The organism is Chryseobacterium arachidis (genome assembly GCF_900129245.1).
GTDB lineage: Bacteria > Bacteroidota > Bacteroidia > Flavobacteriales > Weeksellaceae > Chryseobacterium > Chryseobacterium arachidis.
In genome coordinates this window covers 252,470-264,571 of record NZ_FQUT01000005.1, presented here as the reverse complement: position 1 = coordinate 264,571, position 12,102 = coordinate 252,470, and the positions used below count along the sequence as shown (strand labels likewise).

The 12,102-nt window shown below is 34.6% G+C and carries 10 protein-coding genes; 6 read left to right on the top strand and 4 right to left on the bottom strand.

The annotated features are described in order from the left end of the window. Window positions 1-123: 123 nt before the first annotated feature. Window positions 124-921, bottom strand: coding sequence for a hypothetical protein (locus BUA89_RS11990; RefSeq protein ID WP_072957858.1), 798 nt, complete (start codon window positions 919-921; stop codon window positions 124-126). Window positions 922-1,119: 198 nt separating this feature from the next. Between BUA89_RS11990 and glgP the strand changes: the two genes are divergently transcribed. Further along, window positions 1,120-2,784, top strand: a complete 1,665-nt coding sequence (gene glgP, locus BUA89_RS11985) for an alpha-glucan family phosphorylase (RefSeq protein ID WP_072957855.1) — start codon at window positions 1,120-1,122, stop codon at window positions 2,782-2,784. Between the two features lie 215 nt (window positions 2,785-2,999). Here glgP and BUA89_RS11980 read toward each other — a convergent pair whose 3' ends face one another. Together BUA89_RS11980 and BUA89_RS11975 are read right to left on the bottom strand one after the other, a co-directional pair. Continuing rightward, a complete protein-coding gene (locus tag BUA89_RS11980) occupies window positions 3,000-3,185 on the bottom strand; it encodes a DUF6496 domain-containing protein (RefSeq protein WP_072957851.1) in 186 nt (61 codons plus the stop codon). 12 nt (window positions 3,186-3,197) lie between these two features. Next, on the bottom strand, window positions 3,198-3,671 hold the full coding sequence (locus tag BUA89_RS11975; RefSeq protein ID WP_072957849.1) for a hypothetical protein: 474 nt from the start codon (window positions 3,669-3,671) through the stop codon (window positions 3,198-3,200). Between the two features lie 119 nt (window positions 3,672-3,790). Here BUA89_RS11975 and BUA89_RS11970 point away from each other — a divergent pair, with 119 nt between their 5' ends. Further along, window positions 3,791-5,920: a S9 family peptidase gene (locus tag BUA89_RS11970; protein ID WP_072958006.1), complete on the top strand. Its 2,130-nt coding sequence runs from the start codon at window positions 3,791-3,793 to the stop codon at window positions 5,918-5,920. A 106-nt stretch (window positions 5,921-6,026) separates the two neighbouring features. On the opposite strand, the gene BUA89_RS11965 is transcribed toward BUA89_RS11970, so the two are convergent. Then, complete coding sequence (locus BUA89_RS11965; protein WP_072957845.1) at window positions 6,027-6,251, bottom strand: DUF2281 domain-containing protein; 225 nt, start codon at window positions 6,249-6,251, stop codon at window positions 6,027-6,029. Window positions 6,252-6,330: 79 nt separating this feature from the next. Between BUA89_RS11965 and BUA89_RS11960 the strand changes: the two genes are divergently transcribed. From BUA89_RS11960 to BUA89_RS11945, 4 genes are all read left to right on the top strand, one after another. Continuing rightward, complete coding sequence (locus BUA89_RS11960; RefSeq protein WP_072957842.1) at window positions 6,331-7,986, top strand: peptide MFS transporter; 1,656 nt, start codon at window positions 6,331-6,333, stop codon at window positions 7,984-7,986. 132 nt (window positions 7,987-8,118) lie between these two features. Further along, on the top strand, window positions 8,119-9,831 hold the full coding sequence (locus BUA89_RS11955; protein ID WP_072957839.1) for a peptide MFS transporter: 1,713 nt from the start codon (window positions 8,119-8,121) through the stop codon (window positions 9,829-9,831). Between the two features lie 148 nt (window positions 9,832-9,979). Then, window positions 9,980-11,491, top strand: coding sequence for a peptide MFS transporter (locus BUA89_RS11950; RefSeq protein WP_072957836.1), 1,512 nt, complete (start codon window positions 9,980-9,982; stop codon window positions 11,489-11,491). A 38-nt stretch (window positions 11,492-11,529) separates the two neighbouring features. Next, window positions 11,530-12,063 carry a thioredoxin family protein gene (locus tag BUA89_RS11945; RefSeq protein WP_072957831.1) on the top strand — a complete coding sequence of 178 codons (534 nt, stop codon included), beginning with the start codon at window positions 11,530-11,532 and terminating at the stop codon, window positions 12,061-12,063. Window positions 12,064-12,102: the final 39 nt, after the last annotated feature.

The window sequence follows — 12,102 nt, the reverse complement described above, 5'->3', positions numbered from 1 at the left end:
TTTGGTTATTAATTAAGTGATGTAATTTGTTGTCTATCAAATATAAACAATTCAAACCAAAAACAACCACATTAACAGAAATAATTCAATCCAAATTGAAAAACAATATGATTTTTACAACAACTATTTAATACTAGTAATATTTCCGCAAAGATTTTCTAAGTGAAAAATCTTATGGAATGGGCTTTTCACCTCTTGCAAATGCTCTTTATCCTGAATGAAGGTATATCTTGAAGCTATGGAATTCATATCGGAAACAATAACCAGCCAACACTCGTCAACTGAGGTATCATAATAAGGAAATTTTTCATTCTTCTTTTCGATCAATTCTAAAATTTTCTCCGAGCATAGCTCATCAAAAAGATTCATATTGTATTCATGAGTAATGAAAACATTTCTCCTGTGAAAAGATTTCCTGATACTTTTTACGTTTCCGACGGGTTTTCCTTTTTTTATGCTTTTGTAAATATTCAAAATAATTTCCTGCTGATGTTCCAGTGAATCCAGCTTGATATTGGAATGGAATTCTAAAAAATAAACACCACGATATTTCGTAGTGTCTTCCTGTTCCAATAATATTTCTGCCTGACGAAAAATTTTGTTAAGATTGCTTTCCACCTTTTTCATTTCCAGATGATTGATCACTTCGGTAAGCTCGATTCCGATTTTCTTATCATTTAATTTTGCAATAAAGTCGGGGCTTTCACAGGTTAAATCTTCAAACTTAACTTCGGGGAAATGATGCATAAAAGAATTAAGAAGTAAAATCTCGGCTTTCTTTTTATATTTTTCGCGATCATGAAGCGGAGATTCGTCGATTTTGCGATGATATTTTTCTATCGGCTTTTTTTTCAAATGTCGGTTCAGATAATATAAGCTCAGATTTTTAATTAAATCTTCATCAGAAAATGCCTTTTTCATGTGCTTATTATTTAATTGTTATGGGACACATAAAACTTCCGGTTTCGTACCCTGAAGTTTTGATTATCAAAAATTTACCTATTAAAGGTAAAGAAAAAAAGCATTCAAAATAAACATTTAATGTTAAATTATAAAATAATTAATGTAAGGTTTATTTTCATAATTAATACCTTTGCTTCTTCATTTATAAACTGTTATATGGATTTTAAAAACTTTAAAATACCTTTTAGTGTAAATCCTCAATATTCTAAAAAAGTTGCCTATTTTTCAATGGAATTTGCCATTGAGCAGGTACTGAAAATATATTCCGGAGGGCTGGGTTTTCTGGCAGGTTCTCACATGAGAAGTGCTTATAACCTTAAACAGGATCTTATCGGGATCGGGATTTTATGGAAGTTCGGCTATTATGATCAGGCGAGAAATCATGACCAGACCCTGCAGCCAACCTGGACAAGAAAAATGTACAGTTTCCTTGAAGATACGGGCATAAAATTTCAGATCGAAATCCACAGCGCACCGGTTTGGGTGAAAGTCTGGTACCTGGATCCTGAAATTTTCAATACGGCTCCGATGTTTTTTCTTTCCACAGACGTTCCTGAAAACGACCATGTTTCAAAAACAATTTGCCATAAATTATATGATGCGAATGAATCTACAAAACTGGCGCAATATATTTTATTAGGAAAAGGGGGTGCACAATTGCTGGATGAAATGAACATTGAAAGAGATGTTTATCATTTAAATGAGGCCCACGGACTTCCCGCAGCTTTCCATTTGCTGAAAAAATACAATGGAGATTTAAACCGAGTGAAAGAAAAACTGGTTTTTACCACCCATACGCCAGAGGAAGCCGGAAATGAAAAGCATAATTTAAGGCTTTGCTATGATATGTCTTATTTTTCCGGATTCAGCATGGAAGATGTGAAAAGTATTGAAGGTTCTGATGATGACCGTTTCAATCATTCACTTTGTGCTCTGAAAATGGCAAAAGTAGCGAATGGAGTTTCTCAGCTTCATGGGGTGGTGTCCAGAGCAATGTGGAGCAAATATCCGGGAATTTGCGAAATTACTTCCATTACCAATGCTCAGGAATTCAAATATTGGGCAGACAAAGCGCTATATAACGCTAAAGATGAACACAACGAAACTTTATTCGATTACCGCAAGAAATATTTAAAGAAAAGATTGTTCAAAATTGTAGCAGACCAGACGGGAAATTTATTTAATCCGAATGTTTTCACGATCGTCTGGGCGAGAAGATTTGCAGGTTACAAGCGTGCCGATCTTCTTTTACACGATAAAGAAAGATTTTATAAATTATTAAATAATCCAAAATATCCGGTACAAATTATCTGGGCAGGAAAACCTTATCCTATGGATTATTCTGCGATTTCTACTTTCAATTCTTTGGTTGAAGAAAGTAAAAATCACAAAAACATGGCGGTTCTTACAGGATATGAATTGTCTTTAAGCAAATCTTTAAAACAAGGTTCAGATCTTTGGTTAAACAACCCAAGAGTTCCGAGAGAAGCATCTGGAACCTCAGGAATGACAGCTGCAATGAACGGATCGATCAACCTTTCCACAGACGACGGATGGATCCCTGAATTTGCAAAACACGGCGAAAATTCTTTCGTTGTACCCAAAGCAGATTACATGAACATGAGTATTTACGAGCAGGATAATCACGATTTAGATACCCTTTACGAAATTCTTGAAAATGAGATTCTTCCAACGTATTATGACAAGCCCGATCAATGGAGAAAAATTCAGCACAATTCTATGAATGACGTGAAAGATCAGTTCAATAGTGATAGAATGGCGGATGAATATTATAAGGTGCTTTACAATTATAATGGGTAATTTTTGGCTAAAAATGCAAATAACTTAAGTTTCATTCATTCCGTCATTTCAAGTAGATTTTGAAAAAACGTATCAAGAAATTTACTAAAATTAAAAGTTCTCGATATATTTTCTACATTTCATTTCGAAAATTACCCGAACTGACGCAAATATTACAATCGTTATAAAATAAAAAAATCGGCTTGAAAAACTTCAAGCCGATTTTTATTTTTAGGTTAATCTTTTTTCTTTTTAGGTACTTTAAGACCTTTTTCTCTTGCTTCAGAAATACCAATCGCCACTGCCTGCTTTCTGCTTGTCACTTTTTCTCCGGAAGAAGATTTCAACTTTCCTTCTTTGAATTCGTGCATTACTTTTCCTACTTTGTCCTGAGCTTTGTCTGAATATTTTGTTTTGCTCATGATATTATTATTTTAAGATTTGGGTAAAGAAACTCCGATTTCATACACATGGGCATGTTTCAGATATTTGGAACGTTCTCTTGAAGTTACCGATTCAAAATGATCATTTTTAATAACTACAATAGGGTCTTCCGCATTTTCAATTTCAAAATTGGCAATATATCTTTCATCCGGTGGAGACTGCTGAAGTTTTGCTTTTATTTTTTGCAATTCATCAGCATATTTTCTGAATCCGGGGTCAGACGAATGGATAAATTTATACTCCGGTCCTGCGTCTACATAATAATGAAGCTTTTTTTCTATTAGATCACAGTCTTTACAAATTTCAGGATTGTCATTTCCGTCCTTAAATCCTACTTCCACCAATTCTCCTCCTTTTTTCTGTGCACATTCTTCCGCATCTTTAAAACTTGAAAATCCTGTATATATGATCTGATTGTCTAAAACATATCGGTTCAGTTTTTGGTTAAAAGCATTCGTTTCCATAATTATTATTGATTTGATTATATTTTAATGATATTCAATTCTTTTGCCAAAGGGGCTGATTTAAAATGCTTTTTTTACCATTTATAAAATTATTATATTTGAATCCTTTAAAATTAGAAATGAAAAAATTCTTATTAACTCTAACTATTGCTGCTGCATTTCAAAGTGTATCGGCACAGGAAATTACTTTAGATAAAATATATTCAGGATATTACCGTGGAAAGGGCATTGCCGGAATCACTTCCATGAAAAACGGTGAAAATTATTTAGTGATCGAACAAGGCGGAATTGCAAAATACTCTTACAAAACTTCTCAAAAAGAAGGAAATCTTGTGGACGGACAATTCCAGAGCTATGAATTTTCTGATGATGAGTCTAAAATTTTGTTGCTGAAAGACAGTCAGCCTATTTACAGACACTCGTTTTTAGGAACTTATGATGTAAAAGACCTAAAATCCGGAAAAACAGTAAGTTTAAATGAAGGAAAACCTGTTCAGGAACCAAGATTTTCTCCGGATGCTACAAAAGTAGCTTTCATTGTTGATAATAATATTTTTTATCAGGATTTAAATTCAGGAAAAATTACGCAGGTTACGGAACATGGCGTAAAAAATAAAATTTTAAATGGTCTTGCAGACTGGGTTTACGAAGAAGAATTCGGACACGCAAGATTATATGAATGGACAAAAAATTCGGATGCCATTCTTTTTGTAAAACTTGACGAAACAGAAGTTCCGGAAATCTATATTCCTATTTACGGGAAAACGCTTTATCCAAGTGAAATGCGTTATAAATATCCGAAAGCCGGAGAAAAAAACTCTGTGGCTTCGGCTCATATTTATCAGTTGAGCGATGGCAAAAAAACAAAAGTTAATTTAGACAGTTTTAAACATTATTATATTCCGAATGTTATTCAGACGGCAAAAGCGGACGAAATTGTTTTGATTACTTCAGACAGAATTCAAAACGCTTCTGATGTTTTAAAAGTGAATACAAAAACGGGAGCTGTTCAGAAATTATTCACTGAAACAGACGATAAATGGATCGATACAGACAGCCCGACTTTGGAGTTTTTAGAGGATAATTCTTTCCTTTGGGGTTCCGAAAGAGACGGAAACCGTCATTTATATTGGTACGACAAAGACGGAAAACTGAAAAAACAGGTTACGAAAGGAAACTGGGAAGTAACTGATTACTATGGATTTAATCCAAAATCAAAAGAAATTTACGTTCAGACTACTGAAAAAGGAAGCATCAATAAAGTGGTTTCTAAAGTAAATATCGAAAACGGAAAAACTCAGCTGATTTCAAATACAGAAGGAAATAATTCTGCAAATTTCAGCAAAAACTATAATTATTTCATTGAAACATCTTCTACGGCTTCAAAACCTTACACTTATGTTTTAAAAGACGGAAACGGTAAAGTGGTAAAAGAACTTCAAAATAATGATGCGCAGCTTCAAAAATTAAAAGCTGACAATTTCACTGAAAAAGAATTCATCACCATTCCAAATGAAGCAGGAGATCAGATGAATGCCTGGATTATTAAGCCTAAAAACTTTGATAAAAACAAAAAATATCCATTGTTCATGTTCCAATATTCTGGTCCGGGTTCTCAGCAAGTGGCGAATTCTTGGGACAACGGAAACGGAATCTGGTTTGAAATGTTAGCACAAAAAGGTTACATCGTAGCTTGTGTTGACGGACGCGGAACGGGTTACAAAGGTGCTAAATTCAAGAAAGTAACGTACATGAATTTAGGAAAATATGAAATTGAAGATCAGATTGCGGCTGCAAAATGGTTCGGAAATCAATCATACATCGACAAATCAAGAATCGGAATGTTCGGATGGAGTTTCGGAGGTTATATGACGAGCTTAGCAATGACAAAAGGTGCCGACGTTTTCAAAATGGGAATCGCTGTAGCACCGGTTACAAACTGGAGGTATTATGATTCGGTTTATACGGAAAGATTCATGAGAACACCACAGGAAAATCCTGATGGATACGACAAAAACTCTCCTACTGAATATGCGAATTTATTGAAAGGAAAATTTCTTTTAATTCACGGAACTGCCGATGACAACGTACATTTCCAAAATTCTATGGAATTCTCGGAAGCTTTGATTCAAAACAAAAAACAGTTTGATTTTATGGCATATCCAGATAAAAACCACGGCATTTATGGTGGACAGACAAGACCGCAACTGTATCAGAAAATGACTGATTTTATTTTGGAGAATTTGTAATTTCAAGTAAAATTTAAACATAAAAAAAATCCGAATCTATTTTTTTAGATTCGGATTTTTTATTTTCTATTATTCTGAATTTTAAAAAGCGAAAAACTGGATATATTTAATCTCCAACTTCTAAATCATCATCAGATGTGGAAAGACTTTGAGGATAATCTTGTGCATACTTCATCCTTTTTGTGTCTTCATCTTCCCATTCAGAAGCTTTATATTGTTTTTCTTTAAAATGTTTATGCTTTAAAAAATCAATAAAATCGTTCACTTGTCCATAAAAATTTTCCGGAAGTGTTTTTATATTTTGTTCTAAATCTTGCAATGTATTTTTCATCTTTGTTTAAGCCAAAGTTAATAAAATTCGATTATTATTTTTAAAATTCTATATTTGTGAAATTTGAAATTTATCAACTATGAAGACTAAACATCCTAAGGGATTGCCTTTCCTCTTCTTTACGGAAATGTGGGAACGTTTCGGGTATTATTTGATTCTCGGAATTTTTGTGTTGTATGTAATCGAACCAACAGGTTTAAAAGGTGGTCTTGGACTTCCCGACAAAACAGCAGATGATATTTTCGGAACTTATATCGCTTTGACTTATTTAACCCCTTTCATCGGTGGATTTTTGGCGGACAGAGTTTTAGGCTATATTAAATCTATTTATCTTGGAGGAGTTTTAATGGCAGCCGGATATATTGGAATGGGTGTTTTCAAAGATCTTACTTTATTTTACTGCTCATTAGCATTAATTATCATCGGAAACGGTTTCTTTAAACCAACAATTTCAACATTGCTGGGTAATTTGTATTCTGAAGAACCTTATAAAGCGAATAAAGACTCCGGATACAATATTTTTTACATGGGAATCAATATCGGAGCATTTATTTGCAACATTATTGCAGCGTTTATGCGAAATAAATTCGGTTGGGGTGAAGCTTTCATCACTGCCGGAGTTGGAATGTTGATTGGTATGGTGATTTTTACCATTGGTAGAAAACATTACATTCATGCGGCTCAAATGAAGCCTGTACAGGAAGGAGATACCAAGCTTTCTGAAATTATGCTTAAAGTTTTCTTACCTGCCATTATTGCAGGAGCAATCGGTTGGGTAATTCCGGGAAATATTTTTGGAAGTGATAATACGGATGCCTTTATTTTTGCATGTATTCCTGTTATTTATTTTTACGCTTCTCTTTATTTTAAAGCAAAACCGGAAGAAAAATCATCTATCGGAGCTTTATTATCAGTCTTCATGATCAGTATGTTTTTCTGGGCAGTTTTCAAACAAAACGGAACAGCATTGACAAGATGGGCAAATTATTACACAGATAGAAGTGTTCCAGCATCATTAGAAAAACCTTTGGAAGGAATTTATATGGTTGATGGAAAAAGCTATGAAGACAAAGAAGTTCCTGTCTACGACGATCAATTCCAGTCTCAAAAAGATAAAGATGGAAATACAATAAAAGTTCAGGGAAAAGATGTTTATTTTAAAAATATTTCTCCTGAACAACGCGTAGCATTAGAAAAAAATCCAGAATCTAAAACTTATTTATACAATACTGAATTATTTCAATCCATCAATCCGTTTTGGGTAATTGCTTTAACGCCGGTTGTTGTAGGATTTTGGGCACTTTTAAGACGAAAAGGAAAAGAACCTTTAACACCAACAAAAATAGTTTTGGGGCTTTTCATTTCAGGGCTATCGTGTTTAGTAATGGTTTTGGCAGTTTGGGCTGGAGATAACGGCGCTGTAAAAGTTTCACCATGGTGGCTGGTTGCAAGTTACGGAGTAATCACAGTGGGTGAACTTTGTCTTTCACCGATGGGACTTTCATTCGTTTCCAAACTTTCTCCTGCGAGAATTACCGCTTTAATGATGGGAGGTTTCTTCTTGGCAAACTCCGTTGGAAATAAACTTTCAGGAATTTTAGCAAGTACTTGGTATAGCTACGACAACAAGATGAATTATTTCCTCGTGAATTTCGCTTTATTGATATTTGCCACACTTTTAGGACTTTCCATGTTGAAAAGATTAAACAAAATCATGAAAGAAAAAGGACATTGATCCTCATTTATTATAAGAAAATCAAGCTGTAGAATCTTTCTATGGCTTTTTTATTTAATTATAAAATTAAAACCTTGCCGAAAACACAAAAAAAACTATATTTGTCAGTCTTAACAAAAATTAACAATAAAAATGGATAATACTGAAGCATTAAGTCCGAAACCGGATGAATTTGTAGAGAATAGCAATTCCAGGCATCCAAAAGGATTATGGGTTCTTTTCGGAACAGAAATGTGGGAGCGTTTCAACTTTTATGGGATGAGAGCATTGCTTACCTTATTTATGGTAAACTCGCTTTTGATGAAGGAGGCAGATGCTTCAATTGTATATGGAGGTTTCCTTGCTCTTTGTTATCTTACTCCGATGTTGGGAGGTTTTATCGCCGACAGATTCTTAGGAAACAGATATTGTATCCTTTTGGGAGGTACATTAATGGCAATCGGACAGTTCTTGCTTTTCATTAGTGCAAGTACATTCGGATCCAGCTTAGGAACGGCAACAACGATTATGTGGACTGCTTTGGGTGTGATTATTTTCGGTAACGGATTCTTCAAACCAAACATTTCTTCAATGGTTGGAAGTCTTTATCCAAAACAGGAAAAATCAAAATTAGACTCTGCATTCACGATTTTCTATATGGGGATCAACTTAGGAGCTTTCCTTGGTCAGTTGATTTGTCCATTGATCGGAGACGTAAAATCTGCAGACGGAATCAGAGATATCCACGCTTTCAAATGGGGATTCTTAGCGGCTTCTATCGCAATGATGGTAGGAACTGTTACGTTCTTAGTGCTTAAAAATAAATATGTTGTAACTCCAACAGGAAGACCAATCGGAGGTTTACCAAAACACAATACTTCTGAAGATTTTGAAGAAGGAGAAGCACAAACTGCAAAATTCTCTGGTGCATCTGTCGGAATTGCAGTAGTTTTATTCGCAATTTTAGGATCATTATTCCACTTTGCATTAGGACAAAACGTAATCTATTCATTGGTTTATGCAAGTGGAATTTCATTAGCATATTTAATTATGTCCGATTCTTCTTTAACTAAAATTGAAAGAGACAGAATCTGGGTAATCTATATCGTTTCATTCTTCGTTATCTTCTTCTGGGCTGCATTTGAGCAGGCGGGTTCATCTTTAACTTTCATCGCGGATAATCAGACAGACAGACATTTCTTCGGATGGAACATGCCGCCTTCAATGGTACAGATCTTCAACGGAATTTTCGTGGTTGCTTTGGCAGTACCTTTCAGTATTCTTTGGGATAAATTGAGAGCAAGAAGCAAAGAACCTGTATCTCCGTTCAAACAAGCAATGGGATTGGCTTTAATCGCAGTTTCATATTTCATTATTGCACATAACGTAAAAGATCTTGGAAACAACGGACTTTTGGCAGTAAAATGGTTAATCTTATTATATTTCATCCAAACTTGTGGTGAACTTTGTTTATCTCCAATCGGATTATCATTGGTAGGAAAATTAGCTCCAAAAAGATTCGCTTCATTATTATATGGAGTATTCTTCATCGCGAACGCAGCTGGATATGCATTAGCTGGAACACTAGGTTCTATCTTACCTGCAACAGGTGATAAATTCGAGGCTGCTCAGAAAATAGGAGTAAATCTTCAGGATGTTTTAGATAAAAAAGTGACTTTAAATGCTGATCAGGTTGCTGCTTTCGAAAAAGCTCAGTTACCTCTAGCAAACCCAACTTTCGCAGGATTTGAAATCCACAACTTATTCGAATTCTTTATGGTATTCGTAGTTCTTTGTGGTATTGCTGCTGTGATTTTAGCATTAATTTCACCAATCTTAAAGAAAATGATGCACGGTGTAAACTAATCCGCATCAACAAAATACAATGAAAACCTCTGCTAAGTCGGAGGTTTTTTTTATTTTCGTATGTTCTTAATCAAAAATTATAATTGTTGACATATTATCTCAATAATTTATTGATAAATTCTTAATTAAAATTCAATCATATAACATTATGAGCTTAACTTTAGATGAAATACAAAATTTCAAAGGAAAATACCCCAAACAAATCTGGAGCTTATTTTTCTCTGAAATGTGGGAACGTTTCTGTTTCTACGGAATGCGCGGAATGTTGGTTTTCTTTATGATTTCCCAGCTTAATTTCCATGAAAAAGAAGCCAACCTTCAATACGGAGCAACTCAGGCATTTGTTTATGCCTTTACCTTTGTGGGCGGGCTGTTCGCTGATAAAATCTTAGGATTCAGGAAATCTCTTTTTTGGGGCGGACTTCTAATGATTGTCGGAAGTTTAATTTTAGCTACAGATCCGCACAAATTTTTCTTTTTAGGAATTGCATTTACCGTTGTAGGAACAGGTTTTTTCAAACCAAATATTTCATCCATGGTGGGTCAGTTGTACAAACCGAATGACTCAAGAGCAGACGCCGGTTTTTCATTATTTTACGCAGGAATTAATTTGGGTGCTTTACTCGGTGGATATTTGTGTATTGCCATCGGAAAAGGAGAACTTTTTGCCAGCATTATTCCTGAAGAATTAAGATGGCATTTGGCTTTCGGATTTGCGGCTGTAGTAATGGTTGTCAGCTTAATTAATTTTGTCTTTACCCAAAGAAGTCTAGGTTCTATCGGGCTTCAGCCCGGGCACCCTGATAATGAAGTAAAATCTGCGCCGATTCCGAAATGGCAGGAATATGGAGTCTATGTTTTATCACTTATCTTCGTCCCGATTATCATGATCATGGTTGCAAAAACGGAATACACAGACTATTTCATGTGGACTATCGGACCGTTGACATTGATCTATCTATTCTACGAAATGACAAAAGTAACACCATCAGAACGTAAAAAATTGTGGGCTGCATTAGTTTTCATTTTATTCTCCATTTTATTCTGGGGAATTTACGAGCAAAGTGGAGGTTCATTAAGCATTTTTGCCGCTAAAAATTTAAATAAAGATTTATTAGGACTTGATCCAAATGGTGTCAACAATTCCGGAGGTGCATTCTTTATTATTTTCTTGGCTCCATTGATCGGTTTACTTTGGATCTGGCTAAACAAAAGAAAAATTGAGCCCAATACGATCATTAAATTTGGATTAGGATTTATTTTCCTTGGATTAGGTTATTATGTTTTATTTGCAACACGATTTTTCGCCAACCTTCAGGGAATTACATCACTGAATTTCTTTACCATTGCTTTACTGGTTATCACTTTAGGAGAATTATGCCTCTCCCCTATCGGCTTATCTATTATGACGAAGCTTTCTACCAAAAACCTTCAGGGAATGATGATGGGAATGTGGTTCCTGGCTTCAGCTTATGGACAGTACGTTGCTGGAATTATTGGAGCCGGTCTGGCAACAGCAAAAGAAGGCTCTACCAATTATGATGCTTTAATCACTTACACCGATGGATATAAACAATTAGGATTGTACGCTGTAATTGCCGGAGTTGTGTTAATTTTGATATCTCCTGTTGTAAAAAAATTAATGCAGGATGTAAAATAGCAATAACGAATTGCTTATTTTTACGTAAATATCAAATCATGAAGAAAATTATAAGCATAATCTGTCTGTTCCTGTTTACTCTGAACTTTGCACAAGTAAGGTGGATGACCATTGAAGAAGCCCTGAAAGCACAAAAAGAGAATCCAAAAAAAATTCTGGTGGATTTTTATGCAGACTGGTGCGGCCCGTGTAAGATCATGGATAAAAAAACCTACGGGCATCAGGTTATTGCTGATATTTTGAATGAAAATTATTATCCTGTAAAGTTTAATGCAGAAGAAAAAAATTCCATTGAAATTTTTGGAAGAACATTTTCAAATGCCAATACGGAACATAAAAAAGGAAGAAACTCTTTGCATGAATTTACACAGTATATGAACGTAGGAGCCGTTCCAAGCACTGTTTTTCTGGATGAAAATGGCGGACCTATTACGATTTTACAGGGAGAATTATCCGCAAAAGAATTAGAACCTTACTTAGAATTAATTTCTAAAGATCTTTTCAAAAAAATACGTTCCCGAGAACAATGGGAAGATTATCAGAAAAAATTTAAATCTAAAATAAAAGATTAAAAAATACAGGCTTTCATTATTGAGAGCCTTTTTTAATTT